The 26661-nt window shown below is 74.7% G+C and carries 29 protein-coding genes; 7 read left to right on the top strand and 22 right to left on the bottom strand.

The window, feature by feature from the left end:
- Nucleotides 1-22: 22 nt before the first annotated feature.
- From ACFZBX_RS29770 to ACFZBX_RS29760, 3 genes are all read left to right on the top strand, one after another.
- A complete protein-coding gene (locus tag ACFZBX_RS29770) occupies nt 23-589 on the top strand; it encodes an RNA 2'-phosphotransferase (RefSeq protein WP_391536927.1) in 567 nt (188 codons plus the stop codon).
- Nucleotides 590-693: 104 nt separating this feature from the next.
- Nucleotides 694-1098: a DUF3099 domain-containing protein gene (locus ACFZBX_RS29765; RefSeq protein WP_391536915.1), complete on the top strand. Its 405-nt coding sequence runs from the start codon at nt 694-696 to the stop codon at nt 1096-1098.
- A gap of 267 nt (nt 1099-1365) precedes the next feature.
- The gene (locus tag ACFZBX_RS29760) at nt 1366-1599 is read left to right on the top strand and encodes a hypothetical protein (RefSeq protein WP_391536914.1); all 234 of its coding nucleotides are present in this window, start codon (nt 1366-1368) and stop codon (nt 1597-1599) included.
- A 3-nt stretch (nt 1600-1602) separates the two neighbouring features.
- Here the strand turns inward: ACFZBX_RS29760 and moaA are convergent, their stop codons facing one another.
- The 4 genes from moaA to ACFZBX_RS29740 form a co-directional block, all read right to left on the bottom strand.
- On the bottom strand, nt 1603-2592 hold the full coding sequence (gene moaA, locus ACFZBX_RS29755; protein ID WP_391536913.1) for a GTP 3',8-cyclase MoaA: 990 nt from the start codon (nt 2590-2592) through the stop codon (nt 1603-1605).
- Nucleotides 2593-2684: 92 nt separating this feature from the next.
- The gene (locus ACFZBX_RS29750; protein WP_391536912.1) at nt 2685-4295 is read right to left on the bottom strand and encodes a cation acetate symporter; all 1611 of its coding nucleotides are present in this window, start codon (nt 4293-4295) and stop codon (nt 2685-2687) included.
- Nucleotides 4292-4648 carry a DUF485 domain-containing protein gene (locus tag ACFZBX_RS29745; RefSeq protein WP_391536911.1) on the bottom strand — a complete coding sequence of 119 codons (357 nt, stop codon included), beginning with the start codon at nt 4646-4648 and terminating at the stop codon, nt 4292-4294. Before ACFZBX_RS29745 ends, ACFZBX_RS29750 begins: the two co-directional genes overlap by 4 nt.
- Nucleotides 4649-4897: 249 nt before the next feature.
- The gene (locus tag ACFZBX_RS29740; RefSeq protein WP_391536910.1) at nt 4898-5941 is read right to left on the bottom strand and encodes a zinc-dependent alcohol dehydrogenase family protein; all 1044 of its coding nucleotides are present in this window, start codon (nt 5939-5941) and stop codon (nt 4898-4900) included.
- Nucleotides 5942-6124: 183 nt separating this feature from the next.
- Here ACFZBX_RS29740 and ACFZBX_RS29735 point away from each other — a divergent pair, with 183 nt between their 5' ends.
- Together ACFZBX_RS29735 and ACFZBX_RS29730 are read left to right on the top strand one after the other, a co-directional pair.
- A complete protein-coding gene (locus ACFZBX_RS29735) occupies nt 6125-7123 on the top strand; it encodes a DEDDh family exonuclease (protein WP_391536909.1) in 999 nt (332 codons plus the stop codon).
- A gap of 31 nt (nt 7124-7154) precedes the next feature.
- Entirely contained in the window at nt 7155-7952 is a 798-nt protein-coding gene (locus tag ACFZBX_RS29730; RefSeq protein WP_391536908.1) for an SURF1 family protein, read from the top strand.
- 71 nt (nt 7953-8023) lie between these two features.
- Here the strand turns inward: ACFZBX_RS29730 and trxA are convergent, their stop codons facing one another.
- The 3 genes from trxA to ACFZBX_RS29715 all read right to left on the bottom strand — a co-directional run bounded on the left by trxA (nt 8024) and on the right by ACFZBX_RS29715 (nt 9285).
- The gene (trxA, locus tag ACFZBX_RS29725; protein ID WP_391536907.1) at nt 8024-8356 is read right to left on the bottom strand and encodes a thioredoxin; all 333 of its coding nucleotides are present in this window, start codon (nt 8354-8356) and stop codon (nt 8024-8026) included.
- A gap of 3 nt (nt 8357-8359) precedes the next feature.
- The gene (locus ACFZBX_RS29720) at nt 8360-8809 is read right to left on the bottom strand and encodes a MerR family transcriptional regulator (protein ID WP_391536906.1); all 450 of its coding nucleotides are present in this window, start codon (nt 8807-8809) and stop codon (nt 8360-8362) included.
- 98 nt (nt 8810-8907) lie between these two features.
- Nucleotides 8908-9285 carry a hypothetical protein gene (locus ACFZBX_RS29715; RefSeq protein ID WP_391536905.1) on the bottom strand — a complete coding sequence of 126 codons (378 nt, stop codon included), beginning with the start codon at nt 9283-9285 and terminating at the stop codon, nt 8908-8910.
- A 208-nt stretch (nt 9286-9493) separates the two neighbouring features.
- Here ACFZBX_RS29715 and ACFZBX_RS29710 point away from each other — a divergent pair, with 208 nt between their 5' ends.
- On the top strand, nt 9494-10267 hold the full coding sequence (locus tag ACFZBX_RS29710) for an SDR family oxidoreductase (RefSeq protein ID WP_391536904.1): 774 nt from the start codon (nt 9494-9496) through the stop codon (nt 10265-10267).
- 43 nt (nt 10268-10310) lie between these two features.
- Here ACFZBX_RS29710 and ACFZBX_RS29705 read toward each other — a convergent pair whose 3' ends face one another.
- The 9 genes from ACFZBX_RS29705 to ACFZBX_RS29665 form a co-directional block, all read right to left on the bottom strand.
- Nucleotides 10311-10955, bottom strand: coding sequence for an alkaline shock response membrane anchor protein AmaP (locus ACFZBX_RS29705; protein ID WP_391536903.1), 645 nt, complete (start codon nt 10953-10955; stop codon nt 10311-10313).
- Nucleotides 10952-11512 (bottom strand): DUF6286 domain-containing protein, encoded by a 561-nt coding sequence (locus tag ACFZBX_RS29700; RefSeq protein WP_391536926.1) that lies wholly within the window; start codon nt 11510-11512, stop codon nt 10952-10954. Before ACFZBX_RS29700 ends, ACFZBX_RS29705 begins: the two co-directional genes overlap by 4 nt.
- 874 nt (nt 11513-12386) lie before the next feature.
- Complete coding sequence (locus ACFZBX_RS29695; protein WP_391536902.1) at nt 12387-12746, bottom strand: hypothetical protein; 360 nt, start codon at nt 12744-12746, stop codon at nt 12387-12389.
- Nucleotides 12746-12937: a hypothetical protein gene (locus ACFZBX_RS29690; protein WP_350548396.1), complete on the bottom strand. Its 192-nt coding sequence runs from the start codon at nt 12935-12937 to the stop codon at nt 12746-12748. The genes ACFZBX_RS29695 and ACFZBX_RS29690 overlap by 1 nt, the downstream gene beginning before the upstream one ends.
- 45 nt (nt 12938-12982) lie before the next feature.
- Nucleotides 12983-13516, bottom strand: coding sequence for an Asp23/Gls24 family envelope stress response protein (locus ACFZBX_RS29685; protein WP_391536901.1), 534 nt, complete (start codon nt 13514-13516; stop codon nt 12983-12985).
- Nucleotides 13517-13680: 164 nt separating this feature from the next.
- Nucleotides 13681-14487, bottom strand: coding sequence for an enoyl-CoA hydratase/isomerase family protein (locus ACFZBX_RS29680; protein WP_391536900.1), 807 nt, complete (start codon nt 14485-14487; stop codon nt 13681-13683).
- Between the two features lie 232 nt (nt 14488-14719).
- Nucleotides 14720-14953: a helix-turn-helix domain-containing protein gene (locus ACFZBX_RS29675; protein WP_344338847.1), complete on the bottom strand. Its 234-nt coding sequence runs from the start codon at nt 14951-14953 to the stop codon at nt 14720-14722.
- A 411-nt stretch (nt 14954-15364) separates the two neighbouring features.
- The gene (locus tag ACFZBX_RS29670; RefSeq protein ID WP_391536899.1) at nt 15365-16963 is read right to left on the bottom strand and encodes an ABC-F family ATP-binding cassette domain-containing protein; all 1599 of its coding nucleotides are present in this window, start codon (nt 16961-16963) and stop codon (nt 15365-15367) included.
- Nucleotides 16964-17168: 205 nt separating this feature from the next.
- Entirely contained in the window at nt 17169-18101 is a 933-nt protein-coding gene (locus ACFZBX_RS29665) for a hypothetical protein (protein WP_391536898.1), read from the bottom strand.
- Nucleotides 18102-18491: 390 nt separating this feature from the next.
- Here ACFZBX_RS29665 and ACFZBX_RS29660 point away from each other — a divergent pair, with 390 nt between their 5' ends.
- Nucleotides 18492-19622, top strand: coding sequence for a glycoside hydrolase family 26 protein (locus ACFZBX_RS29660; protein ID WP_391536897.1), 1131 nt, complete (start codon nt 18492-18494; stop codon nt 19620-19622).
- 20 nt (nt 19623-19642) lie between these two features.
- Here ACFZBX_RS29660 and ACFZBX_RS29655 read toward each other — a convergent pair whose 3' ends face one another.
- The 6 genes from ACFZBX_RS29655 to ACFZBX_RS29630 all read right to left on the bottom strand — a co-directional run bounded on the left by ACFZBX_RS29655 (nt 19643) and on the right by ACFZBX_RS29630 (nt 26659).
- On the bottom strand, nt 19643-20809 hold the full coding sequence (locus tag ACFZBX_RS29655) for a GNAT family N-acetyltransferase (RefSeq protein ID WP_391536896.1): 1167 nt from the start codon (nt 20807-20809) through the stop codon (nt 19643-19645).
- The gene (locus tag ACFZBX_RS29650; protein ID WP_391536895.1) at nt 20806-21519 is read right to left on the bottom strand and encodes a hypothetical protein; all 714 of its coding nucleotides are present in this window, start codon (nt 21517-21519) and stop codon (nt 20806-20808) included. The genes ACFZBX_RS29655 and ACFZBX_RS29650 overlap by 4 nt, the downstream gene beginning before the upstream one ends.
- Before the next feature lie 65 nt (nt 21520-21584).
- The gene (locus tag ACFZBX_RS29645; RefSeq protein ID WP_391536894.1) at nt 21585-22700 is read right to left on the bottom strand and encodes a glycosyltransferase; all 1116 of its coding nucleotides are present in this window, start codon (nt 22698-22700) and stop codon (nt 21585-21587) included.
- Nucleotides 22697-23632 carry a polysaccharide deacetylase family protein gene (locus ACFZBX_RS29640; protein WP_391536893.1) on the bottom strand — a complete coding sequence of 312 codons (936 nt, stop codon included), beginning with the start codon at nt 23630-23632 and terminating at the stop codon, nt 22697-22699. The genes ACFZBX_RS29645 and ACFZBX_RS29640 overlap by 4 nt, the downstream gene beginning before the upstream one ends.
- A complete protein-coding gene (locus ACFZBX_RS29635) occupies nt 23622-25343 on the bottom strand; it encodes a lipid II flippase MurJ (protein ID WP_391536891.1) in 1722 nt (573 codons plus the stop codon). The genes ACFZBX_RS29640 and ACFZBX_RS29635 overlap by 11 nt, the downstream gene beginning before the upstream one ends.
- Nucleotides 25340-26659 (bottom strand): O-antigen ligase family protein, encoded by a 1320-nt coding sequence (locus tag ACFZBX_RS29630; RefSeq protein WP_391536890.1) that lies wholly within the window; start codon nt 26657-26659, stop codon nt 25340-25342. Before ACFZBX_RS29630 ends, ACFZBX_RS29635 begins: the two co-directional genes overlap by 4 nt.
- Between the last annotated feature and the right edge of the window lie 2 nt (nt 26660-26661).

The raw sequence follows: 26661 nt of genomic DNA, 5'->3' as shown, positions 1-26661 counted from the left end.
GGGGAGAGAAGGCGTGGACGGCGTGGACGAGAAGCGCACGGTCAGGACCAGCAAGATGCTGTCGCGCATCCTGCGGCACGACCCCGGCCGGGTGGGGATCACCCTGGACCCGGCCGGCTGGGTCCGGGTGGACGTCCTGCTCGGCGCGCTGGCGGCCCGGGGCACCCGGCTGACCAGGGTCGAACTGGACCACGTGGTGGCGACCAACAACAAGCGCCGCTTCGCCTATTCGCCGGACGGCCTCTCGATCCGGGCCAGCCAGGGGCACACGGTGGCGGTCGACCTCGGTCTGGCCGCCGCCGAGCCCCCGGCGGTGCTGTTCCACGGCACGGCGACCCGGAGCCTGGCGGCGATCTTCGCGGAGGGCCTGCGCCCGATGGCCCGGCAGGACGTCCACCTCTCGGCGGACGCCGAGACGGCGACCCGGGTGGGCGCCCGGCACGGCCGACCGGTGGTGCTCCTGGTGGACGCGGCCGCGATGGCGGCGGCGGGCCACGAGTTCCGGGTGAGCGCCAACGGGGTCTGGCTGACAGACGCGGTGCCGCCGGAGTACCTCTCCCAGGGGGAACAGAGCCGACAGGGCCAATAGGAGCAAGTCCACAGACCCGGTCTCGTCGGCTCCCCTCCCCGGGCGTACCGTGAGAAGGCCGCGCGGCGAGGCGCGCGGGTGCGTGGACGAGGGTGGTTTGGGACATGGGCAAGAGCGCCGGCGACGGACAGGTCTACCGGATCACGGGGGCCCGCAGCAGCCTCAGCGAGGACGTCCGCGGCCGGCAGCGCCGGTACGTGGCCTCGATGCTGCTGCGAACGGCCTGCGTGCTGCTCGCGGTGGTGCTGTGGGACGTCCAGCGGTGGCTGGCCTTCGCCGCGCTGGCGGGCGGGGTGCTGCTGCCGTACTTCGCGGTGCTGTTCGCCAACGCGGGCCGGGAGCGGGCGCCGGGTCTGCCGTCGACCTTCGACGTGCCGGCGACCACGCCGCTGATGCTGGGCCCCGGCGGGGCCGGGCCACGCGGGGCCGGTCCGCGCGGTGCGGATGTGACGCAGGGTGCTGATGAGACCGGGCGTGTGCCCACCGATTCTTCACAGGACCGGAGCTGACCGTCCGTTTTGAGCCACTATTCACCGCTTGCCAGGCCGGAAAGCTCAAAAGAAGCTCAGATTAATCATGCAAGACCTCCCCATACCCACCCCACGCCGTGACATACTGCGTACGCGCTCCGCATCCCCCGTCGGAGCGACGGACCGACGCCGGGCAGCTCCCCCCGTGGCTGCCCGGCGTCGCCATGCGCGCTTCCTTCCGGACTCCCGGTGCGTGACAGACTGGCGGTGACATCTCCCGCCCCACCGTTCCGAGGACGACCGCCGATGCTGCTGCCCGACGCCCCCCAGCCGGAGACCCCGATCTGCTCCGCCAAGGGCTGCCGCGCGGACGCCGTCTGGGTGCTGGTCTGGAACAACCCCAAGCTGCACACCCCGGATCGCCGCAAGACCTGGCTGGCCTGCGAGGAGCACCGCGAGCACCTCTCCCAGTTCCTCGGCGTGCGCGGCTTCCTCAAGGAGGTCCTGCCCTTCGCCGACCAGCCCCCCGCCGAGGGCTGAGCCTCAGCCGCCGATGGCCGACATCGGGCGGGACGGCTGGTGGAAGTCCGGCTCACCGATGCCGGCGCCGGCCTTCTTGCCCCACATCGCGGTCCGCCACAGCGCGGCCAGTTCGGCGTCGTCGGCGCCGGAGCGCAGCGCCGTGCGCAGGTCGGTCTCGCCGGTGGCGAAGAGGCAGTTGCGGACCTGGCCGTCGGCGGTGAGCCGGGTGCGGTCGCAGGCGCGGCAGAACGGGCGGGTCACCGAGGCGATCACGCCGACCCGGCCCGGGCCGCCGTCCACCAGGAAGCGCTCGGCGGGGGCCGCGCCGCGGGCGGCGGAGGGCTCGGGGGTGAGGGTGAACCGGGCGGACAGCCGCTCCAGGATCTCCTCGGCGGTGATCATCGAGGAGCGGTCCCAGCCGTGCTGGGCGTCCAGCGGCATCTGCTCGATGAACCTCAGTTCGTAGCCGCGCTCCAGGCACCAGCCGAGCAGTGCCGGCGCCTCGTGCTCGTTGACCCCCCGCATCAGCACCGCGTTGAGCTTGACCGGGGTGAGCCCGGCGTCCTCGGCGGCGGCCAGGCCGGCCAGCACGTCGTGGTGGCGGTGGCGCCGGGTGAGGGTGTGGAAGGTGGACGCGTCGAGGGTGTCGAGCGAGACGTTGACCCGGTCCAGTCCGGCCGAGCGCAGCGCGGCCGCGGTGCGGGCCAGGCCGATGCCGTTGGTGGTGAGCGAGAGCTCGGGCCGCGGGTCGAGCGCGGCGCAGGCCTCGACGATGCCGATCAGCCCGGGGCGCAGCAGCGGCTCGCCGCCGGTGAAGCGGACCTCCTGGACGCCGAGGTCCCGCACGGCGAGGGTGACCAGCCGGACGATCTCCTCGTCGGTGAGCAGCTCGGGCTTGGCCAGCCACTGCAGGCCCTCCTCCGGCATGCAGTAGGTGCAGCGCAGGTTGCACCGGTCGGTGAGGGAGACCCGCAGGTCGACGGCTCGGCGGCCGAAGGTGTCGAGCAGCACGGCGGTCCCTTCCCGAGTGAGGTGCCGCCGGGAGGCGGCCGGCCCGGCCACCGTCACGGCGGGGCCGGGCCAGCTTAGTCATGACCCGCCGGTCAGTGGGCGCCCAGCCCGGTGAGTGAGCGGACCTCCAGTTCAGCGTACTTCGCCGGGTCGGCCTCGTGGCGGGAGAGCACGGTGCCGACCCAGCCGGCCAGGAAGCCGACCGGGATGGAGACCAGGCCGGGGTTCTCCAGCGGGAACCAGTGGAAGTCGGAGTGCGGGAAGAGCGAGTTCTTCGCGCCCGAGACGACCGGGGAGAAGACCACCAGCAGCACCGAGGAGAGCAGTCCGGCGTAGACGGAGCTGACGGCGCCGGTAGTGGTGAACCGCTTCCAGAACAGGGAGTACAGCAGGGTGGGCAGGTTCGCCGAGGCGGCCACCGCGAAGGCCAGGGCGACCAGGGCGGCGGCGTTGAGCTTGTCGGCGAACAGGCTGAGCACGATCGCGACCGCGCCGATCCCGGCGGCGGCCCACTTGGCGACGTGCACCTCCTCGCGCTCGGAGACCTTGCCGCGCCGGATGACGTTGGCGTAGAGGTCATGGGCGAAGGAGGCCGAGGAGGCCAGGGTGAGCCCGGCGACGACGGCGAGGATGGTGGCGAAGGCGACCGCGGAGATCACCGCGAGCAGCACCGCCCCGCCGGTGGTGCCCGGGCCGCCGCCGAGCTGCTCGGCGAGCTGCGGGGCGGCGGTGTTGCCGGCCGCGTTGGCGGCCTTGATCGCCTTGGGGCCGACCAGGGCGGCGGCGCCGAAGCCGAGCGCCAGGGTCATCAGGTAGAAGCCGCCGATGATGCCGATCGCCCAGAGCACCGACTTCCGGGCGGCCTTGGCGGTGGGCACCGTGTAGAAGCGGACCAGGATGTGCGGCAGGCCGGCGGTGCCGAGCACCAGGGCGAGGCCGAGGCTGAGGAAGTCGAGTTTGCTGGTGCCGGTGATCCCGTACTTCAGGCCCGGTTCGAGGAAGGCGTTGGCCTTGCCGCTGGCGTCGGCGGCGGCCCCGAGCAGCGTGGAGAGGTTGAAGTGGTACTTGGCCAGCACCAGTACGGTCATCAGCGCGGTGCCGGCGATCAGCAGCACGGCCTTGACGATCTGCACCCAGGTGGTGCCCTTCATGCCCCCTATGGCGACGTAGAGGACCATCAGCGCGCCGACCGCGACGATGGTCCACCGCTTGGCGGCGTCGCCGCTGACCCCGAGGAGCAGGGCGACCAGGCTGCCGGCGCCGACCATCTGGGCGAGCAGGTAGAAGATCGACACCACGATGGTGGAGATGCCGGCGGCGGTGCGCACCGGGCGCTGGCGCATCCGGAAGGCCAGCACGTCGGCCATGGTGTAGCGGCCGGAGTTGCGCAGCGGTTCGGCGACCAGCAGCAGCGCGACCAGCCAGGCGACCAGGAAGCCGATGGAGTAGAGGAAGCCGTCGTAGCCGAAGAGCGCGATGGCGCCGGCGATGCCGAGGAAGGACGCGGCGGACATGTAGTCGCCGGAGATGGCGAGGCCGTTCTGGAAGCCGGAGAAGGCGCGCCCGCCGGCGTAGAAGTCGGCGGCGTCCTTGGTCTGCCGGCCGGCCCAGACGGTGATGCCGAGGGTGGCGAGCACGAAGACCCCGAACAGGGTCATGGTGAGGCCGCGGTGGTCGGTGGCGGAGCTGGCGAGCAGGTTCATTCGGTGGCCTCCCGGGGACCGTGGACGACCGCACCGCGCGCCTCGCGGATCGCGGCCGCGCTCGGGTCGATCCTCCGGTCGGCGTAGCGCGCGTACCAGGCGGCGATGGCGAAGGTGGTGAGGAACTGCAGCAGCCCGAGCACCAGGGCGACGTTGATGTGCCCGACGACCTTGGTGCCCATCAGCGCGGGCGCGTAGCCGGAGAGCAGCACGTAGAGCAGGTACCAGAGCACGAAGCCGATGGTGACCGGGAACGCGAAGTTCCGGAACGAGCGCCGGAGGGTGCGGAACTCCGCGCTCTCCTCGATGAGTTGGTTTTCGCTGGGGGTGGTGGTGATCGGCGGCGATTCCACTCTGACTCCTCACTCCTTCGGCGTAGCGGTCGCACCAGTGGAAACGATCGGACGTGAGCGAAGTCACAAGCCCGATGCGCGCCGCGCCATGCTAGGAGGGCCTCGCTTCACCCGAAAGGGTTTGACCGTGATCAGCCAAACCTTCACCCCTTCGCCGCAACCGAGTGACCGAAAACCACCTGTCCGGGCACACTTGAGGGGTGGCCCGGCGAGCCGGACCACCCCTGGCGGTGCGTCAACAGCGGTACGTCAGAAAGCGATCCGCACCTTCAGGGCCGAACGGTCGTCCATCGCCCGGTAGCCGTCCGGGACGCCGTCCAGGTCCACCACGCGGTCGAAGACCAGGCCCGGCTCGATGGCGCCGGACAGGACGTCCGGCAGCAGCTCGGGGATGTAGGCGCGGGCCGGCGCCACACCGCCGCCCAGCGAGACGTTCCGGCCGAACATCTGACCGATGTCGACGCCCGCACTGCCGCCGTGCGGCACGCCCACGTAGCCGACCGCACCGCCGTCCCGGGCGATCGACACGGCGGTGCGCATCGACTCCTCGGTGCCGACCGCCTCCAGCACGGAGTGCGCGCCCAGTCCGCCGGTCAGTTCCCGGACCGCCTCGACCGCCGCCTCGCCGCGCTCGGCCACCACGTCGGTCGCGCCGAACCGGCGGGCCAGGTCGGTGCGGGCGGCGTGCCGGCCCAGCGCGATGATCCGGCCGGCGCCCAGCCGGTTCGCGGCCAGCACCCCGCACAGGCCCACCGCCCCGTCGCCGACCACCGCCACCGTGCCGCCCGGCCGTACCCGCGCCGAGACCGCCGCGTGGTGCCCGGTCGCCATCACGTCGGAGAGCGCCAGCAGGCCCGGCAGCAGCTTCTCGTCGCCCTGCGCCTCCTTGGGCAGCTTCACCAGGGTGCCGTCCGCGAACGGCACACGCACCGCCTCGCCCTGCCCGCCGTCCGAGCCGACCTGCCCCCAGAAGCCGCCGTGCGGGCAGGAGGTCTGCAGGCCCTCGCGACAGAAATCACATGTGCCGTCGGACCAGACGAACGGCGCCACCACCAGGTCGCCCCGCCGCACGCCGCGCACCTCGGCGCCGGTCTCCTCCACCACCCCGAGGAACTCGTGTCCGATCCGCTGCCCGGCCACCCGCGACGCGACGCCGCGGTACGCCCACAGGTCGCTGCCGCAGATGCAGGCGTTCACCACCCGCACCACCGCGTCGGTCGGTTGCCGCACGACCGGGTCCGGCACCTCCTCGATCCGGATGTCGCTGGGACCGTGGATGACGGTGGCGCGCATGAGGGTTCGTCCTTCGCAGAGGTGCCCGCCGGGGTGCCGCGGGCGACCGGAGAACAATCGACCAGGTGTACGACGACTGCACCGTCCACTCTATTCCGGGCGGCCCCGGCCAACCTTCCGGACGACCCCGGACCTCGGCGAACCGCCGTCCGCGGTCGGCGGAGGGCCTTATTCTGTTGGACCATGTACGCGATCCAGCCCGAGACCCCCGGCGCGGCCCCGCGGAGCACCGCGGTCCCGGCCCAGCGCTCCGCCGCCCCCGCCGGCGGTTTCGCGGTGGTCGACGTCGAGACCACCGGCCTCGGCCGCACGGACCGCGTCATCTCGGCGGGCGTCTACCGGCTGGACGAGGACGGCGACGTCGTCGACCACTGGTACACCCTGGTCAACCCGGAGCGCGATCCCGGCCCGGTCTGGATCCACGGCCTCACCGGCGACCAGCTGGCCGACGCGCCCACCTTCCCGCAGATCGCCGGCGAGTTCGCCGAGCGGCTGCGCGGCCGGGTGATGGTCGCCCACAACGCGCTCTTCGACTGGAACATGATCTCCCGCGAGTTCTCCCGGGCCGGTCTGCACGCCCCGGTCGAGCAGCGGCTCTGCACCATGGTGCTGGCCCGCGACCTGCGGCTGCCGCTGCCCAACGGCAAGCTGTCCTCGCTCGCCGAGTACTTCGGCGTCCACCAGCGCCAGGCGCACAACGCGCTGGACGACGCCCGGGTGCTCGCCGAGGCGTTCCGCCCCAGCCTGGCGCTGGCCCGCTCGGGAGGCGTCCCGCTGCCGTTGCAGGCCTGCGTGGCCGTCACCGACCTCGGCGAGGACGCGCCCGCCTCCCCCGCCCGCGCCTCCTGGACCGGCGCCGCCTACCGGCAGGCCAGGAAGCGCCCGCCGTGCCCGTACCCGAACCCCGGGCGCTGGCAGGACGGCAGGCCGCTCGTCCAGGGCATGCGGGTGGCCATCACCGGCGACACCGCCACCGACCGCGAGCTGCTGGAGGACCGCGCCGTCGAGGCCGGCCTGCACATCGCCACCTCGGTGAGCCGGCTCACCAGCCTGCTGGTCACCAACGAGCCGGACAGCTGGAGCGGCAAGGCCCGCAAGGCCCGCGAGGTCGGCACCCCGGTGGTCGGCGAGGACGCCTTCCTCCAGCTGCTGCGCGAGGTCGCCCCGCACCCCGGTGCGTGAGGCGGTTGTGAGCAGGGCGTACCGTGCCCATGTGTACCGTTTTCTGCTCTCCCGGCGCTGGCTGATCGCCCTGCTGATCGCCCTGCTGCTGATCCCCACCACCATCCGTCTGGGGTTCTGGCAGCTGCACCGCCACGAGGCGCGGGTGGACCGCAACGAACTGGTCGCCCGGTCCCTCGCCGCCGAACCCGTGCCGTACGACACCCTGTCGGCCGCGCCCGGGTCCGCCGTGCCCAAGGACCTCACCTGGCGCCCCGTGACGGCCACCGGACAGTACGACCCGGCGCACGAGTTCGTGGTCCGCAAGCGGACCGACTCCAGCGGGGACAAGATCGGCTACTTCGTGGTCACCCCGCTGGTGCTCGCCGACGGTGGGGGGACCGTCCTGGTCAACCGCGGCTGGGTGCCCTCCGGCACCTCCGCCGCCGACTACCCGGCCGTCCCCGCCGCACCGGCCGGCCAGGTCACCCTGACCGGCCGGCTGCGCGCCGACGAGACCGCCACCGGCAGCCTCAAGGACCGGGCCGGCCTGCCGGACCGGCAGTTCAACCTGATCAGCACCGCCCAGCAGACCAAGGAGAGCGGCGCCGCGCTGCTCGGCGGCTACCTGGAGCTCACCGCCACCGAGCCGGCCCCCGCCGACCAGCCCGAGCTGCTGCCCGAGCCCAACCACTCCGACATCGGCCCGCACATGGCGTACGCGATCCAGTGGTGGCTGTTCACCGCGATGATCCCGGTCGGGTTCGTGGTGATGGCGCGGCGCGAGGCCAAGGACCGCCGCCAGGAGGCCGCCGGGGCCGAGGGCCCCGCGGTCGCCGTCCCCGCCTGAGCCGGGTCAGCCTGCGCCGTCCCCGGCTGAGCCGGCCGGCCTGAGCCGCGCCCGGCCGATCGGCGTAGGCGTCAGAGCACGTCGTCCAGCTCGCGCAGCAGCCGGGCCTTGGCCCGGGCGCCGACCACCGACTTCACCGGCTCGCCGCCGCGGAAGACCATCAGCGTCGGCATCGACAGCACCCCGTACGCCGCCTGGGTCTGCGGGTTGTGGTCGACGTCCAGGCTGACCACGGTCAGCCGGTGCGCCTCATCCCGGGCGATCTCCGCCAGCACCGGCACCATCTGGCGGCACGGCGGGCACCAGTCGGCCGTGAAGTCCACCAGCACCGGCCCCTCGGCCGCCAGCACCTCCGCGGCGAACGTCTCGTCCGTCACCGCCGCCACCCCTGCGATCCGCACCATGGTCTACCTCTTCTCCCACTCGTCCCGGTCGAGGGCCGCCGGTGCGGCGGCCCATTCGCACTGCGGCGGCTCCGCGGCGGCCCCCGCGGCGAGCGCGTCGCGCTCCCGCTCGGCCCGGGCGTACTGCTCGGACACCCGGGTACGGACCTCCTGGAGCCGGGCGATGCACTCGTCCAGCTCGGACAGCTTCTTCCGGTAGACCTCCAGCGAGGCCGGGCAGGAGTCGCCGTGCGGATGGCCCGCTTGCAGGCACTCGACGAACGGCCTGGTCTCCTCCAGGCCGAAGCCGGAGTCCTGCAAGGCGCGGATCTGCCGCAGCAGCCGCAGGTCCTCCTCGCCGTACGCGCGGTAGCCGTTGCCGGCCCGGCGGGCCGGGAGCAGCCCGAGCTGCTCGTAGTACCGCAACGCCCTGGTGGTGGTCCCCGCCCGCTTCGCCAGTTCACCGATCCGCATGTCCGGACCCTGCCCTTCCGGCAGCCGTTCGAACGCCGCCGGGAACGACGGTAGACCTTGACGCGGGCGTCAACGCCAGCGCCGGAGCGGCGGAGGGGTCAGTGCCGGCTGTTGTGGAAGCCGATCAGCACCGCGCCCCACCATCCGGTCTGCGAGACCAGCGCGGAGGCCGCGCCCCGGGCGAGCAGCCCGGCCGGCGGGCGGCGCTCCCCGTACGCGGCGAGCCGGCGGTGCAGGGTGCCGGCGTACACGCCGTTCAGCGCGATCACCAGCACCAGGACCAGCTTCAGCCGGGTCAGCCCCGCGTCCAGGTGCGGCTCCAGCAGGGCGCCGGTGAGCGTCAGCCCGAGCAACCCGCCCCAGACCGGCACGTGCAGCGGTGAGGTGAAGTCCACCACCTCGCGCAGCGGGCGGCGGCCCAGCAGCCAGAGCAGCCCGTAGTAGTCGATCGCCAGCACCGCGCCGAAGCCGACCACCAGCGCGGCCAGGTGGCCGAAGAGCGCGACGGTGTGCAGCGTCGGGTCGGTGTGCAGGTGGCCTGCCGTCCAGGCGCCGGCCGCCCAGAGCAGGCAGACGGCGGCGGCCGCTCCGGCGACGGATCGTCATGATTCGGCCACGGACCACCCGGCCGGCGTCGCCGGGTCCCGTTTCCCGCCCTCCGGGCCGACCCGGCAGGATGGCTCCATGGATCTTGGACTGCAGAACAAGGTGTACGTGGTCACCGGCGCGACCCGGGGCCTGGGCCTGGCCACCGCCCGCGAGCTCGCCGCCGACGGCGCCCGGGTGCTGGTCACCGGCCGGAGCCGGGAGTCCGTCGACGCGGCGGTCGCCGGACTCGCCGCCCTCGGCGGGGAGCCGGACGCGGTGCACGGGCTGGTGGCCGACAACGCCGACCCGGCGACCGCCGAGCGGCTGGTCACGGCGGCCGTCGAGCGCTTCGGCCGGCTGGACGGCGTGCTGATCAGCGTCGGCGGACCGCAGGCCGGCCCGGTCGCCACCGCCCCCGAGGAGGCCTGGCGGGGCGCCTTCGAGTCGGTCTTCCTCGGCGCCCTGCGGATCGCCCGCGCCGCCGCCGGGACCCTCGGCGAGGGCGGGGTGATCGGCTTCGTGCTCTCCGGCTCCGTCCGCCAGCCCATCGCGGGCCTCGGCATCTCCAACGGTCTGCGCCCGGGCCTGGCGATGGCCGCCAAGTCGCTCGCCGACGAACTCGGCCCGCGCGGCATCCGGGTGGTCGGCCTGCTCCCGGCCCGCATCGACACCGACCGGGTGCGCGAACTCGACGCCCTGGGCGGCGACGCCGAGGCCGCCCGCGCCCGCAACAGCGCCGACATCCCGCTCGGCCGCTACGGCACCCCCGAGGAGTTCGGCAAGGTCGCCGCCTTCGTGCTCTCCCCCGCCGCCTCCTACCTCACCGGTGTGATGATCCCGGTCGACGGCGGCGCGCTGCGCGGCCTCTGAGCACCGCCGGCGAGCACTGCCCGTGAGCACCCGCCGGGCGGCGTCACACCACCCGCGGCCTCCCGCCGCGGTGGCGGTGGCGCCGCCCGGTGACCTCCGGCCGGGCCGCGACCACCCGGATCCGCAGGTCCGCGGGCAGCTCCGGCAGACCCATGCTGGCCAGCACCCCGGTGCGCGGGCCGGTCTCGAAGTGCTCGGCGAGCGCGGCCGGATCACCGCCCGGCGTCATCCGGACGGCCGCCCGCAACCGCTGCCGCCCGGACCCGCGCACCAGCCGCACCCCCACCCGCTCGACCTCCGGCAGCGCGACCGCCTCGGTCTCCACCGCCTCCTCCAGCGCCCTGGTCCGCAGCCGCAGCCGCAGTCCCGACGCGCCGGGCGTCGGCAGTACGACGGTCGTCGGGCCGCTGCGGCGCAGCTGCGCCAGCAGCCACCAGGCGGTGCCCGCCACCACCACGGCCAGCCCGGCGATCACCACCGGCCACCACCAGGACTCGCCCGTCCACCGGGTGCGCGAGCCCGCGCTCACCACCGGCTGGTCGGGCGAGGTGAGCGGCCACCAGGACGGCGGGTCGACGCCGAGGTGCCCGTACAGGTCCAGCCCGCCGGCCAGCACCAGCACCCCGGCCGCCAGCAGCGCCGCCCCGGCCACGGCCAGCAGCAGCCGGTTGACGGTTCCCCGGTTCACTCGGCGCCACCGCCCGCCTCGATGTCCTCCGCCTTCCCGGCCCGCTTGCGACGGCCCGCCGTCCGCACGTCCAGCCGCAGCGGCCGGGCCAGCGTGACCGCCGCCAGCTCCTCCCGCAGCCGGCGCTCCACCGAGGCCGGGTCGGCCGGGCCGGAGAGCGCGATCCGCACCCGGCGCCGGCCGACCCGCACCCGCAGGTGCTCGACGCCCGGGAGCCCGGCGGCCCGGTCGGCCAGCAGCGCGGCCACCCCGGAGCGGTCGATGACCACGGCGGTCTCCCCGTGCGGGCGCAGCGGCAGCCACCGCCGCAGACCGGGCGCGAGGGCCAGCCAGAGCAGCCAGCCGCCGATCAGCACCCCGGCACCCGCACCGATCAGCACGGCCGGATCGTCCAGGTGCCGAGTGGCCAGCTCATCGGCCAACTCCGCCCGCCACCGCCGCGCCTGATGCCCGGTCCGAACGGCGACCACGTCGTACAGCAGCCCCCCGGCCACCACCAGCAACACGGTCGCCACCACCGCCGCGGCCACCGTACGCGGAGCCCGCAACCGCCGCACCTTCACCTGCCCGCCCCCATCAACGCCCCGCCCGCCCCCACCCCCCACCTCCACCGGCGCCCTCACCGGACCACCTCCACAACCCGCACTCCGCCGGTCGACGAGTGGCCCCCGAAACGGCCGCCGAACGCAGGGCGCGGCCCGACAACGACTGCCGCCCCCACCCACGCGCTCACCCGGTCACCTCCACAGCCGCCGGCCTCCGGCCGCGCTCCGGAAATCACCGGGCGGCCCCCGGAGCCGCCGCCGAACGCAGGGCGCGACACGGCGACGACCGCCGCCGCCCGCCGCACGCTCACCCGGTCAGCTCCGCGACCAACCGCCCAACCCCTGGATGCCGGGCGCGGCCCGACCGCATCCGCCGCCCGGCCACCTCCACGGGCTCCGGCGATCATCGGGCGGCGACCGGGTACAGGTACCCGACCACCAGCACCCCCAGATGCCGGGCATGGTCCGGCCGCATCCACCACCGGGCCACCTCCACGGGCTCCGGCAGTCATCGGGCAGCCACCGAAAGCAGGCACCCGGCCGCCACAGCCACCTGGCCCCGGGCGCGACACGGCGACGACCACCGCCCCCACCCGCGCCCTCACCGGACCACCTCCACGGCCAAGGCCTCCAGCCGCGCTCCGGCAATCATCGGGCGGCCACCGGAAACCGGCACCCGACCACGACGGCCGCCACTCGGCCGCGTCCGCCGCCCGGCCACCTCCACGGGCTCCGGCGATCATCGCGCGGGCCCCGGACACAGGCACCCGGCCACCACAGCCACCTGGCCCCGGGCGCGGCACGGCGACGACCACCGCCCCCACCCACACCCTCACCGGACCACCTCCACCTCCACGGCCGCCGGCCTCAGACCGCGCTCCGGCGGTCATCGGGCGGGCTCCGGGAGCAGGTGCTCGATCACGACGACGACTTCGGCCACTCGGGTGCCGGTCAGGGTGCGGGTGTCGGTGGTGATGCGGTCGCGGACGGCGCGGCCGAGGGTGGCGAGGTCGGACGGGAAGGGGAGGTCGACGGAGACGCGGACGGTGATCGGGGCGCCGGGGTGGGCGGGGCCGCCGACCGAGACCTTCGGCGGGCCGCCGCGCGCGGTGCGGCCGTGCCAGGCGTCGGCGAGTGCCTCGCGGGCGGCGCGGGCGGCGATCCGGGCGTAGACGCGGTCGGCTATCCGCAACCGGCCGCGGTCGCCGGGTTCCCGGTGGGCGGGGACCGGCGCCAGGGCCGCCATCAGCGGCGCCGGTCGCGGCCGCGCAGCAGGTCGCCGAGCTCGCCGGGTTCGATGTCCCCCTCCAGCAGGCGGCCGACCACGAAGCCGGCCGCCCCGAGCACCGCCACCAGCAGGAAGGCCGCGAAGCCGCCGAAGTATCCGGCGAAGCCGAGGGCCATTCCCACCACCAGGCCGACGATGGCCAGGTTCATCCGTTCCACCTCGTCTTACGGTCTTGCGCCGGGTACCGCTACGGACTACTTCAGCTTGGGCCGCTGCCCGGAGGAGGGTTCCTCCTCTTCCTCCTCCTCGACGTCGGGCTCGTCGGGCAGGTGGACGTCGTTGACGGCGATGTTGACCTCGACGACTTCCAGCCCGGTCATCCGCTCGACCGCGTCGATGATGTTCTCCCGCACCTGGCGGGCGAGTTCGGGGATGACGACGCCGTACTCGACGACCAGCGCGATGTCGATGGCGGTCTGCTTCTCCCCCACCTCGGCCTTGATGCCGCGCCCGACGCTGCCGCGCCCGCCCGGGACCCGGTCGCGCATCGCGCCGAAGGTGCGGGCGAGGCCGGAGCCGAGGGCGTGGATGCCGCCGATCTCGCGCGCGGCCATCCCGGCGATCTTCTCGACCACGCCGACGGCCAGCGCGGTGCGGCCGCGCTCGCCGACTCTGGCGGCCTCCGTGCTCGCCGCCGACGCGGCGGAGGCGGCGGCGGAGGCGGTGGGCGTGGCGGCGCCGTGCGGGGCGTTCTTGTGCAGGGTGGCGGGCGTCGGAGTGTCAGGCATGGCTCATCTCCCGTCGTGCGGCTCCAGCTATATCGCAAATCGCTCCAACTCTGGCATTTCGCCACGAATCCCGCCCCCGGAGCAGCCGGAAGGCCCGAACGCCGGGAGGCCCGGCCCCGCGGGTCGTCCCACGGGGCCGGGCCTCCCGGCGCGGTCGCGGCCGGTCAGTCGCCGATGCCGGCGAGGTCGCGCAGCCGGCGGGCCTGGGCCGCCCGTTCGGCCGAACGCTGCTCGTCGTAGGTGCGGTCGGCGGCGCCCTGGAGCAGGGCCTTGGTCTCGATGACCGCGTTGCGCGGGGCGGCGAGCAGGGCGGCGGCGAGGTCACGGGCGGCGGCGTCCAGCTCGGCGGCCGGGACGGCGAGGTTGGCGAGGCCGATCGCGGCGGCCTCGGCCGCGCCGACCCAGCGGCCGGTGGCGCAGATCTCCAGGGCCCGGGCGTAGCCGACCAGTTCGGTCAGCGGCTTGGTGCCGGCCAGGTCGGGGACCAGCCCGAGCGAGGTCTCCTTCATGGAGAACTGAACGTCCTCGGCGACCACCCGCAGGTCGCAGCCGAGGGCGAGCTGGAAGCCGGCACCGACGGCGTGGCCCTGGACGGCGACGACGGTGACCAGGTCGGGGCGGCGCCACCAGGTGAAGGCCTCCTGGTAGCCGGCGATGGTCTCGTCCAGCTCCTCGTCCCCGGCGGCGGCCAGCTGGAGGAAGCTCGGCTCGCCGGGGATGCCCTCGGGGGTGAACATCGCGCGGTCGAGACCGGCGGAGAAGGAGACGCCCTCGGCGCGCAGCAGCACCACCCGGACGGTCCCGGGCAGCTCGCGGCCGATGGCGGTGAGGGCTCGCCAGAGGGCGGGCGACTGGGCGTTGCGCCGCTTGGGCTGACAGAGGGTGACGACGGCGAGTTCACCGTCGATCTCCAGGCGGACGCCGTCCTGCTCCCGGTGCGGGGTCTGCGGATCGGTGGCGGGAGCGGTCATGCGGGGACCTCCGGTGGCGAGGGTGCTTGGCTACCGGAGAGTAACAAAACTGGCGGCGCGACGGCAGGGGCAGGCCCGCGGACGCCTCCCGACGGCGGACGACGGAGCCGGCGCGCGGCCCCGGCATGACGATCGGCGGCCGGTTCGCCCTGGCCGGGGGCGGACGATCAACGGTCGTCCCCCCGGACGGCGCCCTGCCGCCGAGTCATCCGTCCAGTGAATTGACGGGGCGTCAGGAACCAGCTCCAGCAGTAGCTTTGTTCTTGCCCCGCGTGGCACCGCCGCGGCCCCGGAGAATCACCCCGGACTCGCTCAGCATGCGGTGCACGAAGCCGTACGAGCGACCGGTCTCCTCCGCGAGGGCGCGAATGCTCGCCCCGGAGTCGTACTTCCTCTTGAGATCGGCCGCGAGCTTCTCACGCGCGGCACCGGTCACCCGGCTGCCCTTTTTCAGAGTCTCGGCCACCCGTGCCTCCTCGTAGCGTTGCTCGGTCAGATTCCCATGATCACCCATCCACCGCGTCCTGGCCACCCATTCGACAAGGTCCATGTCCGCAACGGGCGGTCCTGCGGTGGTGATCCGAGCGCACAAGGGCGCTCACGCTGAGTGCACGCCCCCGGGGGCGTACCGCCGTTCGATGCGAAAGGGCTGATCAGCAGCGTGGGCCCGACCACGATCGAGTGGCGGGCCAACGGAAGCTCCTCAAACGGAATGCAGGACCCCTTCATTCCCGGACACGCCGAAAGGACTAGTTTTTCTGGCTCAAAGAGCGGATGCCATGTCTACACCCGGCCGGGCGGGACGCCGAAGGCCCGGTCCTCCGTACGGACGACCGGGCCTTCGGGCAGAAGCGGCCAGCGGAAGCGGCGGGCGGGATCAGGCCAGCGTGACCAGGTCCGCGTAGGCCGGGCTCCAGAGGTCCTCGACGCCGTCCGGGAGCAGGATGATCCGCTCCGGCTGGAGCGCGTCGACCGCGCCCTCGTCGTGGGTGACCAGCACGACCGCGCCGCTGAACTCGCGCAGCGCGCCGAGGATCTCCTCGCGGCTGGCCGGGTCCAGGTTGTTGGTCGGCTCGTCGAGCAGCAGCACATTGGCGCTGGAGACCACCAGGGTGGCCAGCGCGAGCCGGGTCTTCTCACCGCCGGAGAGCACTCCGGCCGGCTTGTCCACGTCGTCCCCGGAGAACAGGAAGGAGCCGAGGATCTTGCGGACCGCGACCAGGTCCATGTCCGGTGCCGACGAGCGCATGTTCTCCAGGACCGTGCGCTCCGGGTCCAGCGTCTCGTGCTCCTGGGCGTAGTAGCCGATCTTCAGGCCGTGGCCCGGGATCACCTCGCCGGTGTCCGGCTGCTCCACCCCGGCCAGCATCCGGAGCAGGGTGGTCTTGCCGGCGCCGTTGAGGCCGAGGATGACGACCCGCGAGCCGCGGTCGATGGCCAGGCCCACGTCCGTGAAGATCTCCAGCGAGCCGTAGGACTTGGAGAGGCCGCTGGCCGTCAGCGGGGTCTTGCCGCACGGGGCCGGGTCCGGGAACCGCAGCTTGGCGACCTTGTCGTTGGCCCGGACGGTCTCCAGGCCGGACAGCAGCTTCTCGGCCCGGCGGGCCATGTTCTGCGCGGCCACCGTCTTGGTCGCCTTGGCGCGCATCTTGTCCGCCTGCGCGTTCAGCGTGGCGGCCTTCTTCTCGGCGTTGGCCCGCTCGCGCTTGCGGCGCTTCTCGTCGTCCTCGCGCTGCTGCTGGTACTGCTTCCAGCCCATGTTGTAGACGTCGATCGCGGAGCGGTTGGCGTCCAGGTAGAAGACCTTGTTGACGACCGTCTCGACCAGGTCGACATCGTGCGAGATGACGATGAAGCCGCCCTTGTAGGTCTTCAGGAAGTCCCGCAGCCAGGCGATCGAGTCGGCGTCGAGGTGGTTGGTCGGCTCGTCGAGCAGCAGCACATCGGAGTCCGAGAACAGGATCCGGGCCAGCTCGACGCGGCGGCGCTGACCACCCGACAGGGTGTGCAGCTGCTGGTTGAGGATGCGGTCCGGCAGGCCGAGCGCGGCGGCGATGGTGGCGGCCTCGGCCTCGGCGGCGTACCCGCCCTTGGTGAGGAACTCGGTCTCCAGTCGCGCGTACTTCTTCATCGCGTTGTCGCGGGTGGCGCCCTTGCCGTTCGCCATCCGCTCCTCGTTCTCGCGCATCTTGCGCAGCACGCTGTCCAGGCCGCGCGCGGAGAGGATGCGGTCCTTGGCCAGGACGTCGAGGTCGCCGGTGCGCGGGTCCTGCGGGAGGTAGCCGACCTCGCCCGAGCGGGTCACCGTGCCGGCAGCCGGGATGCCCTCGCCGGCCAGCACCTTGGTCAGCGTGGTCTTGCCGGCGCCGTTGCGCCCGACCAGGCCGATCCGGTCACCGGGGGCGACCTTGAAGCTCGCGGACTCGATCAGGATCCGGGCACCGGCGCGCAGTTCGAGGCCGTTGGCGGAAATCATGGCTGGGACAACTCCTGGGACGTGGGCGGGCGACCGGACGGGATCCGGGCCGGAAGCGGGAAGGGGCGTCGTCGACGGGGCGCTGCGGGACCGCCCGGGGGCGGCGCCGTTCGCCCGTCACACACCGGAGAAATCAGCCATGGCGGCAAGTCTACCGGGCCGCGCGAGCGACCCGGGAGAGTTACCCGACCGGGGTACCCCGCCGCTACTGCCCCCGGGCCTCCTGCGCCCCGTCCGCCGGGCAGCCCGCGTCCGGGCGGACGGCCGCGAACGGCTCGGCCGGGCTGCCGCAGGCCGCCTCGGGCGCCGCCGCCCAGGTGTCGAAGACCTTGGGCGCGACGATCGGCCCGTCCGAGATCAGCACCCGCCGCTCGTCCAGCGCCTTCATCTCCACGCCCGGACCGGCGTTGAGCTGCCAGCCGGTGCTGTCCAGCCGGTAGCCGGAGATCCCGCCGGAGACCTGCTGCCCGGTGCTGTTGGCGCAGCTGCGCGGCACCAGCACCGCGAAGTCGGTGGACACCGTGCGCTCCGGGTCGTAGACGCAGTTGCCGGCCGGCTTGGAGTTGTAGCGCAGGTCGCCGTCGGCGTCCCGGAAACCCATCGTCAGCTCCGGTGTGACCACCGCCACCCAGGGCGTGGACTCCCGGACGGTGTGCAGCGAGGCCGCGGCCCGCTCGGTCGCCAGCTGCTTGCGCTGCTCCTCGGTGCGCTTGTCGGCGCCGGGCTCGCCCGCGCCGCGCAGCCAGTCGGCCAGGCCGGGCACCGCGCGGTGCCAGCGCACCTGGTGGTCGCCGGGCCGCACCGAGGTGACCAGGCCGTCGTCCCAGACCACCACCGCGTTCTCCCCCGCCATCGACAGGTGGAGCGCGGTGGCGCCCTCGCGCTGGTACGACCAGGCGTGCTCGCCACTGGCCCGGTGGTACGCCTCCAGGCCCGGGCCCACCCGCAGGTCCAGGTCGGCCGAGGCCAGTGAGGCGGTGGGGTCGGCGCTCGCCTCCGCGGTGCCCTTCGCGGCCACCCGGTCGCCGAACGGGACCGGCTTGTTGGCGTGCGCGGCGGCGCCCGCCACAAGGACCAGCAGCACCGCCAGGGCAGGGAGGATCGATCGGGGGCTGAGGGCACGCGACTTCCAGGACACGGGCGGAGCGTACCTTTCGGCACCCTTGCGAGTCAGCCGGACTTTCCCGTACGGGCGAACGGCCGAACCCGGTCCGGGGGTTCCCGGCGCCCCGCGCCCGCCCGCCCGGCGACCTGCGCCGTCGGGCCCCACGCCGCCCGGCCGGGCCCGGGGAGGGGCCGTCACGGTAGGGCCCCCGGGGCCGCCAGGACTGTTACGGAGGTGATACACGGCACACCGCCGGACGGCGTTCGAATATCGCCCACTTTAGGGTGACATTCGGCATTTCCTCGCCCGGTCGGCCCTACTGTCGGCGAAGGGTCCGCCACGCAGCGTGCCCCTCCCCGCTCCGCCCTGCCCTGCTCCGCCCAGCCCGTGGCACCGTCCGGGGGCGCCGCCCGAGGAGACACCATGCGATTCGGCCGCCTGGCGCTGGCCGCCGCCACCCTGCTGCTGCTCACCACCGCCAGCGTCCCCGCCGGGACACCGCTGGGCCAGACCGAGCGGCACTCGCTCTCCTCCGACGCGATCGCCCCGCGCGGCGCCGCCCCCCGCCCAGCGGTCCAGCGCCCGGCGCACGAGCCGCCGTTCGGGGCGTTCGTCGGCTCCTGGGACAACTACATCCCGCAGATCGGCCGGTTCGCCCAGTGGCTGGGCGACGCCAACCTCCAGGTCGGCCACACCTACCTGGCGGGCAACGGCTGGGGGGACATCGAGGGCGAGCCGGCGGTGCTCGCCATGTGGTCGCAGTGGCGGCAGGCCGACCCGTCCCGGGTGCTCGTGCTCGGCGTGCCGATGCTGGTGCCGAGCGAGGCGGACGTGCCGGACGGCGAGGTGGCCCGGCTGCTCGGCGAGGGCGCCCGCGGCGACTTCGACCGGCACTTCCTGCGGCTGGCCCACCGGCTGGTCACCCTCGGCGGCGCGGACACCGTGCTCACCCTCGGCTGGGAGATGAACGGCGTCACCTACACCCACCGCTGCAAGCCCGACCCGGCCGCCTGGAAGACCTACTGGCGGCGGATCGTCACGGTGATGCGCTCGGTGCCCGGGCAGCGCTTCCGCTTCGACTTCGCGCCCAACCGGGGGCTGGACGCGATCCCGTGGACCAAGTGCTACCCGGGCGACGACGTGGTGGACATCATCGGCATGGACAACTACGACCAGCCGGCCGGCGGCACCTTCGACGACTACGTGCGCGAGCCGTACGGGCTGCAGGACCAGGTCGAGTTCGCCGCCAAGCGCGGCAAGCAGGTCTCGTACCCGGAGTGGGGGCTGTTCCGCAACGGGGACAACCCGGAGTTCGTGCAGCGGATGGTGGAGTGGATCCGCACCCATGACACCGCGTACCAGACCGTCACCGACTACTGTCCGCACGGCTTCTGGCAGTGCGACCGCAACCCGCGCGCCGGCGCCCGGTTCCGGCAGCTGATGTCGGGCTCCGCGGGGGCCCCGGTGCCGGGCGCCCCGACGGCACCGGCCGCACCCACGGCTCCGGCCGCGCCCACGGCTCCGACCGCCCCGGCGCTGCCCGGAGGGCGGTAGCGGGGCGGCCGGGCGGGCGGTCAGCCGCCGCGACGGGCGGCCAGCGCCTCCTTGAGCCGCGGCGCCCGGGTGTCGAGCAGGTGCACCGCCTTCCGCCGGGCGCGCACCGCGCCGCTGCGGGCCGCCGCCGCCGGGGCGGCGCCGCGCGGGCCGAACAGCAGCCGCTGGTTGGGCAGCCGGTCCGGACGCCAGCGCTGCTTGTACGGCTCCTGGCCGCGCAGCAGGCTTATCACCGGGATCCCGGCGCCCAGCGTCTCGTCCAGCGCGGCGCCGAACAGCAGGCCCGCGATGTCCAGCCGCTCCCGCAGCCCCGGGTGAGCGCCGTACAGGTAGAGGCCGCTGAAGGACGGGCAGAGCAGCACCAGGTCGACCGCCACCAGCTCGCCGTCCAGCCAGAACTGGTGGACGGCCGCCCGGCCGGTGGCGACCAGCCCGGCGGTGGACTCGGCGAGGTGGCGGCGGAACCGCTCGGTGCGGTGCTCCGGGGTGACCCCGCGGTCCCGCCACTGCTGGAAGTGCAGCCCCAGCAGCCCGTCCAGCGCCTGCGGCACGTCCTGTGGGGCGGTCGCGCGCACCTCCACGCCCGACTCGGCGATCTTGCGCAGCTTGACCCGGCTGCGCTGGGCGGTCTTTCCCGGTACCCGCTTGAGCAACTGGTCCATCGGGGCGGCCGGGAGGTACTGGCAGAGCGAGTCGGGGTACCGGCGGCGCCGGCCGCGCCAGTGCTCGAAGACCCGTTGGACGGCGGCCTCCGGGTGGACCTCGCGCAGTTCCAGGCTGTGCCAGGGGCGGGTGAGCGGGAGGGCGGCGGCGAACTCGGCGGCGGCGCGGTCGGCGCAGTCGTCGTCGAGCAGGACGTCGGTGAAGTCGGCCAGTCCGGCGCCCAGGCCGGTCAGCCCGCCGAGCGGGCCGCCGCGCCGGTGGAACGCGCCCGCGCCGACCAGCCGGCCGTCCCGGCGCACCAGCACCACCAGCAGGGCGCCCGGGCTGCCGTACTGGCGCCACCAGGAGCGCTGCCAGACGGCGGACTGGAAGAAGGTGGCCGTCCGGCAGCGGGCGACCAGGTCGTCCCACTCCCCGGCCAGGGTGTCCAGGGCGTCGTCCTCGCGGCGCAGTTCGGTGGTCCAGCGCGCGGCGCGGGCCTGGGCGGGGAGACCGGCGGTGGAGGTGGCGGCCCCGGTGCTCATCGCCCGCTCCCGGCGGCGGCCCCAACCTCCGCGAGCTCGGGTTCGACGGGGCCCGGTCCGGCGGGCTCGGGCGCAGCGGGCTCGGGCTCGGCGGCGCGCGGGCGCGGGGTGGTCGCGGCGGGCGGCTCCCCGTCGACGGCCCCGGCGGGCGCGGCGTTGCGGCGCCGGGTCATCATCACCAGCGCGCCGATCAGCAGTCCGGCCGCGCCGCCGACCGCGACGTCCAGCCGGCCGGAGGGCGTGGTCGGTTCGGCGGGCTCGGCGGCGGCGGCCAGCGGGACCAGCCGGACGCCGGTCTCCCTGCTGTTGGTGTTGGCGAAGGCGACCAGCGAGCGGGCCACCGCGTCCGCCGCCCGGACGGCCTCCTGCCGGTCGGCGCCGGTGCCGGTGATCTCGATCACCGGGGCGTCCGGCGAGGTGGTGCCGTGCACCAGGGACTCCAGCTCGGCCAGCCGGTGCCCGGTCTCGGCGGCGGCGGGCGCGAGCACCTGCGGCCGGCCTGCCAGTCGGCCGTAGGCCTGGGCGAAGTTGACCGCGGTGGCGGCCTCACCCTGCATCTCGGGCACCACGATCACGTAGGAGTTGGCGGCGTACGAGGGGTGGGCGACGACGGCGTACCCGGCGCCGGCGACGGCGCCCAGCGGCACCGCGAGGACCACCGGCCACCAGTGGCTGACCAGCCGGCGGACACTCCTGCGCGGTTCGGTCATGGGGGACTCCTTGGCTGTGGGGGCCGCCCGGCCGGCGGCCCGGCGTCTGTGGGGGTGCTGCCGTCTCAAGCCCGGGCCAGCCGGTCGTAGAGGGCGCCGAGGTCGGCGGCCACCCGGACGATGTCGTAGTGGCCGACCGCGGGGGGCCGGGGCAGCGGGTCGGGGCGGTGGTCGCCGAGGTGGCGCAGGTCGCGCAGCGCGGCCGTGTAGGCGGTGGCCTCGGAGGGGATCCGGCGGGCCTGCGGGGCGGCGCCGGGCGGCAGTTCGTCCAGCGCCGGGCAGGCGCTGTGGCGCACCGGCAGTCCGGCCGCGAGCCCCTCCAGCACGCCGAGGCCGAAGGTCTCCTCGGTGGAGGGGGCGGCCAGTGCGTCCAGGGCGGTGAGCAGGTCGGGTACGTCGTCGCGCTCACCGGTGAGCACCAGGCGGTCGCGGACGCCGAGGGCGGCGGCCCGCTCCTCCAGCGCGGACCGCTCGGGGCCCTCGCCGATCAGCACCAGGCGGGCCGCTTCGTCCAACCCGGCCAGCGCCTCCAGCAGGACGTGGAAGCGCTTGCCCGGGACCAGCCGGCCGATCCCCCCGACCACCCGGCTCCCCGGCGGCAGGCCGAGTTCGGCGCGCACCCGGGCGCGGGTGGCGGCCCGGTCGGCGGGCGGGAGCCGGTAGCGGGCGGCGTCGATGCCGTTCGGGATCAGCTCGACCCGGGCCGGCGGGACGCCCCAGGCGTACAGGGTCTGCGCGACCTGCCGGGAGACCGCGACGGTGGTGGTGCCGAGGCGTTCGGCGGCCAGGTAGAGGCCCCTGACGCCGCGGGTGACCGGGCGCCCCTCGATCACCCGGGCGTGCAGCGAGTGCTCGGTGGCGACCACCGCCCGCACCCCGGCCAGCCGGGCGGCCAGCCGGCCGTACAGCCCGGCCCGGTAGAGGTGGGTGTGCACCAGGTCGTAGCGCCCGGCGCGGACCCGGCGGACCAGCCGGGGCAGCGCGCCGAGGTCCCGGTTGCCGCCCATGCCGAGGTGGTGGACGGTGACGCCCTCGGCGCGCAGCGCGTCGGCCACCGTGCCGGGGTTGGTCAGCGCGAGCACCTCGCAGTGCTGGTGGGGCGGCAGATGGCGGAGCAGCAGCTGGAGCTGGCGTTCGGCGCCGCCGGAGGCGAGCCCGGTGACGATGTGCAGGACCCTCACGGCGTGCTCGCCCGCTCGCCGTCGGGGTGCTCGGAGCGGGCACGGCCCTTGCTCGCCCAGTCGCGCAGGCGGTGGCGGCCGCGCTTGGCGCGCAGGCGCCAGGCGCCGTCGCGGTCGCCGACGTAGCAGCGCGGCAGCGCGTAGCGGCCGGTGAGCGGGGAGTGCGCGATCGCGCAGGCGTAGTCGTAGCCGGCGTCCCGGACGGCCTGGGTGGCGGCGAGGTCGACCGCGCCGTAGGGGTAGCAGAAGCCGGTGACCGGGCCGCCGACCACCTCCTCCAGGACCCGCCGGCTCTCCCTGGTCTGGGCGGCGAGCACATCGGCGGGCAGGCCGGGCAGCGCCCGGTGGCCGAGGCCGTGCGAGCCGATCTCCCAGCCGGCGGCGGCGAGGTCGGTGACCTCCTGGACGGTGAGCAGGGTCTTCCTGGGGCCCTCGGCGTCCCAGTCGTTGGCGCGGCCGAGCAGGTCGGCGACCACGTACGCGGTCGCGGTGAAGCCGTACGCCTGGAGAATCGGTACGGCATGGCGGGCGAAGTCGGCGTAGCCGTCGTCGAAGGTGAGGCCGACCAGCCGGTCGGCCCGCCCGGCCGCCCTGGCCCGCATCAGCTCGCGCACCGAGACCCCGCGCCGCCCGCGCCGGTGCAGCCAGGCGATCTGCTCGGCGAACCGCTCGGGGCTGACGGTCAGCTGGTACGGGTCCTCCTTCTCGACCGCCACCGAGTGGTACATCAGGATCCACGGCGAGGTGTCCCCGAGGACCGGCGCCTCGGGCGGCGGGCGCCGGCTTCCGGGCAGTCGCGCCGGTGGTCGGTGGACACCGGAGCGCGGCAGGTCGGTGCGCGGCAGGTCGGTGCGCCGGGCGCCGGCCGCCGGTGCGGCGGGGCGGAGTGTGCCCGACGGGACCGACCGGACTGATCCCCGTTCAGCTTCCATGGGGAGGCTTCCCTTCATCGGCGACAGGAGACGGGCCGGGGACCGGTCCCAGGACCCGGAGGGCGGCCCGGACCGGGCCGCGCACCTCGCGGGCGCCGAGGCCGGCACCCAGGGCGGCGAAGGCCAGCGCGACGGTGAGACCGCCGAGCGCGGTGGACAGCAGGGGGTCGGCGGCGAGGCCGGCGGCCGGCATGCCGAGCGCGGTGGCGCCGGCGGCGGCGGCCAGCAGTCGGGCGTGGCCGCCGAGGACCAGGCGCAGCCGCAGCGGGATGCCGCGCAGGACCAGGCCGTGCAGCAGCAGCGCCGCCGTGGTGGTGATGCCGGCCGCGTTGCCGGCGGCCAGGCCGAGGGCGCCGAACCGGGGGGTGGCGAGCACGCCGACGACGACGGTGACGACCAGGCCGAACGCCATGGCGCCCGCCGGGTACCAGTCGAGCAGCCGGCGGCCGCCGTCCTCGGGGCTGGGGTCGCCGGCCCGGCGGACCACCGGGCGCAGCGAGAAGTAGGGGCGGATCATCACCCCGATCAGCGCCTGGGCGAGCAGTCCGAAGCTGTAGACCCGGATGACGGCGGCGGTGGCGGCGGTGTCCCGGGGGCCGAAGGCGCCGCGTTCGAAGAGCAGTTCGACCACCGAGGGGGCGCAGGCCATCAGGAAGGCGGTGCCCAGCAGGACGACGGCCGCCGCCTGGCCGAGGTCCTTCTCCACCCGGTCGCGGGCGGTGGTGAGGTCCCCGGCGGCGAGCGCCCGGGCGACCAGCGGGAAGGTGACGGTACAGATCAGGATCCCGGCCGTCATGGCGAGTTGGGAGACCTTGGCCGCGTAGTTGAGGTGCGAGATGGTGCCGGGCGGCAGCGCCGAGCCGAGGAACCGTTCGATGAAGACCTGGGCCTGGCGGGTCAGGGTGAACACACCGACCGGCAACAGGGCGAGCGGGATCAGCACCAGGGCGTTGCGCGAGCGCCGGCCGCGGCTCGGGCGGCCGCCGCCGGCCCGCAGCCTGCGCAGGAACGGGCCGACCAGCAGGCCGGCCATCAGCAGGCTGCCGAAGGCCACGCCGATCGCGGCGGCCCGTACGCCCCACAGCGCGTGGCAGGTGAGCAGCACGCCGAGGATGCCGAGGTTGTAGGCGACGTAGATGCCGGCCGGGGCGGTGAACCGGTGGTGGGCGCGCAGCGCGGCGGCGAGGTAGCCGGCCACGCCGAACGGCAGCACGGTGATCGCGGTGATCCGGGTGCAGGTGACGGCGAGGCCGGGGTTGGCCAGGCCGGGGGCGAGCAGTTCGACCAGCCGGGGGGCGCCGAGCGCGGCACCCAGGGAGAGGGTGGAGAGGGCGAGCAGCAGCCAGGGCAGGGTGGCGCGGACCAGTTGGCGGACCGGGTCGGGGCCGTCGGGGCGCTCCTCGCGGAGCACCAGGGCGAGCGCGAAGGCGGGCACCATCAGGAAGGACATGGCGTCCTCGATGAGCAGCGGTGCGGCGGTCTCGGGGACGGTCCAGGCGACGAGGAAGGCGTCGGTGCCCTGGTTGGCGCCGAAGTAGCGGGCGAGCAGGAGGTCGCGGAGCAGGCCGAGGGCGGAGCCGGCGGCGCTGAGCACGGCGGTGACGCCGAAGGCCTTGGCGAGGAAGCCGCGGCGCGGGCCGGCGCCGCTCGGCGCCTGCCGGGGGGCGGGCAGCGTGGTGGACCCGAGGGCGGTGGGCTGTTCCGTCGTCATGCGGTCGCCCCGCGGTGCCGCGCGGTGTGGGCGGCGAGGCCGAGGATGACCGAGGTCAGCACGGTGGTGGTGCCGCCGATGTCGGCGTAGAGGAAGTCGACCAGGACCCAGGTGAGCAGGGCGAGGGCGGCGAGGCCGGGGCCGCGGGCGCCGCGCAGGCAGCCGAGGAGGAGTCCGAGGAAGAGCATGCCGTAGGCGGCGATGCCGATGAGACCCTGCTCGCTGAGCACCAGGAAGTACATGTTGTGCGGGGAGAGCAGCGGTTCGCGCTGGAAGCCGATGGTGGCGTCGGCGGCGTCGCTGCCGGAGGAGAGCCGCAACGGGGCGTGGCTGTCGCGCAGTTGCTGGAAGGCCTTGGGGCCGGCGCCGGAGACGGGGTGGTCCTGCCAGATCCGCCCGGCGGTGGACCAGAGGTCGTAGCGGTCGGAGACCGACTGGTCGGGGGCCTCGGAGACGGAGCCGATCGAGGTGAGCCGGGCGGTGACACCGGAGCCGCCGAGGCCGAACCCGCCGACCAGGACGACGGCGGCGGCCGTGCCGAGGACGGCGCCGCGGACGGCGAGCCGGGCGTCGGCGCGCAGCAGCAGGACGGTGGCGGCCGCGGCGGTGGCGATCCAGCTGCCCCGGCTGAAGGAGACGGCGAGCGGGAAGGCGAGGAAGCCGGCGGTGGCGAACAGCGCCCGCCGCAGCCGGGCGTTGCCGTCGGGCCCCCGCTCGGCCAGGCCGAGGGCCAGCGCGGCGAGCAGGCCGTAGCTGACGACGGTGGACATCGCCATGATGTCGAGGGCGCCGAAGGTGCCGACGGCGCGGATCGGGCGGCCGGTGTAGGAGGCGCCGGTGCCGGTGAGGAACTGGTGGGCGCCGACCACGCCCTGGATCAGCGCGGCGATCACGAAGGAGCCGAGCACCAGCCGCTGGTCGGTGCGGTCGCGCAGGGCGCACAGCACGGCGGCCGGGACGAGCACGAAGACCTGGGTGAGCCGGACGAAGCCGGTGAGGCTGGTCGCCGGGTCGGTCGAGCCGACGGTGGCGACGGCGGCGGCGAGCACGATCGCGCCGAACCGGACGGCGTCGGCGCGGCCGATCGCGGGGGTGCGGCCGCGCAGCAGGTGGACGGCGGTGAGCGCGACCAGGGCGAGCGAGGCGAGGTCCGCGGCGGTGACGTGGACGGCGGCGGCGACGTCCTTCTCCCCGGTGGGGACGCAGACCAGCAGCACGGTGGCGGCGGCCGGCAGGCTGGGGCGTTGGCGGACGACGCCCCCCGCGCGCCGTAACAGCCCGGCGGGGCGCGGGGGTGCGGCGAGGGTCAGGGCCACGG

Source organism: Kitasatospora sp. NPDC008115 (assembly GCF_042957205.1).
In the GTDB taxonomy this organism is placed as follows: Bacteria; Actinomycetota; Actinomycetes; order Streptomycetales; family Streptomycetaceae; genus Kitasatospora.
The sequence above is the reverse complement of the archived record's forward strand: the minus strand, read 5'-3'. Positions and strand labels throughout refer to the sequence as shown.

Coding starts and splice junctions, on each gene's coding strand:
- ACFZBX_RS29670 (WP_391536899.1), bottom strand. CDS start 16,963: ATGATTTCCGCCAACGGCCTCGAACTGCGCGCCGGTGCCCGGATCCTG.
- ACFZBX_RS29685 (WP_391536901.1), bottom strand. CDS start 13,516: ATGCCTGACACTCCGACGCCCGCCACCCTGCACAAGAACGCCCCGCAC.
- ACFZBX_RS29650 (WP_391536895.1), bottom strand. CDS start 21,519: ATGACCGAACCGCGCAGGAGTGTCCGCCGGCTGGTCAGCCACTGGTGG.
- ACFZBX_RS29690 (WP_350548396.1), bottom strand. CDS start 12,937: ATGAACCTGGCCATCGTCGGCCTGGTGGTGGGAATGGCCCTCGGCTTC.
- ACFZBX_RS29655 (WP_391536896.1), bottom strand. CDS start 20,809: ATGAGCACCGGGGCCGCCACCTCCACCGCCGGTCTCCCCGCCCAGGCC.
- ACFZBX_RS29710 (WP_391536904.1), top strand. CDS start 9,494: ATGGATCTTGGACTGCAGAACAAGGTGTACGTGGTCACCGGCGCGACC.
- ACFZBX_RS29680 (WP_391536900.1), bottom strand. CDS start 14,487: ATGACCGCTCCCGCCACCGATCCGCAGACCCCGCACCGGGAGCAGGAC.
- ACFZBX_RS29750 (WP_391536912.1), bottom strand. CDS start 4,295: ATGAACCTGCTCGCCAGCTCCGCCACCGACCACCGCGGCCTCACCATG.
- ACFZBX_RS29735 (WP_391536909.1), top strand. CDS start 6,125: ATGTACGCGATCCAGCCCGAGACCCCCGGCGCGGCCCCGCGGAGCACC.
- ACFZBX_RS29695 (WP_391536902.1), bottom strand. CDS start 12,746: ATGGCGGCCCTGGCGCCGGTCCCCGCCCACCGGGAACCCGGCGACCGC.
- ACFZBX_RS29720 (WP_391536906.1), bottom strand. CDS start 8,809: ATGCGGATCGGTGAACTGGCGAAGCGGGCGGGGACCACCACCAGGGCG.
- ACFZBX_RS29660 (WP_391536897.1), top strand. CDS start 18,492: ATGCGATTCGGCCGCCTGGCGCTGGCCGCCGCCACCCTGCTGCTGCTC.
- ACFZBX_RS29765 (WP_391536915.1), top strand. CDS start 694: ATGGGCAAGAGCGCCGGCGACGGACAGGTCTACCGGATCACGGGGGCC.
- ACFZBX_RS29640 (WP_391536893.1), bottom strand. CDS start 23,632: ATGGAAGCTGAACGGGGATCAGTCCGGTCGGTCCCGTCGGGCACACTC.
- ACFZBX_RS29740 (WP_391536910.1), bottom strand. CDS start 5,941: ATGCGCGCCACCGTCATCCACGGTCCCAGCGACATCCGGATCGAGGAG.
- trxA (WP_391536907.1), bottom strand. CDS start 8,356: ATGGTGCGGATCGCAGGGGTGGCGGCGGTGACGGACGAGACGTTCGCC.
- ACFZBX_RS29635 (WP_391536891.1), bottom strand. CDS start 25,343: ATGACGACGGAACAGCCCACCGCCCTCGGGTCCACCACGCTGCCCGCC.
- ACFZBX_RS29760 (WP_391536914.1), top strand. CDS start 1,366: ATGCTGCTGCCCGACGCCCCCCAGCCGGAGACCCCGATCTGCTCCGCC.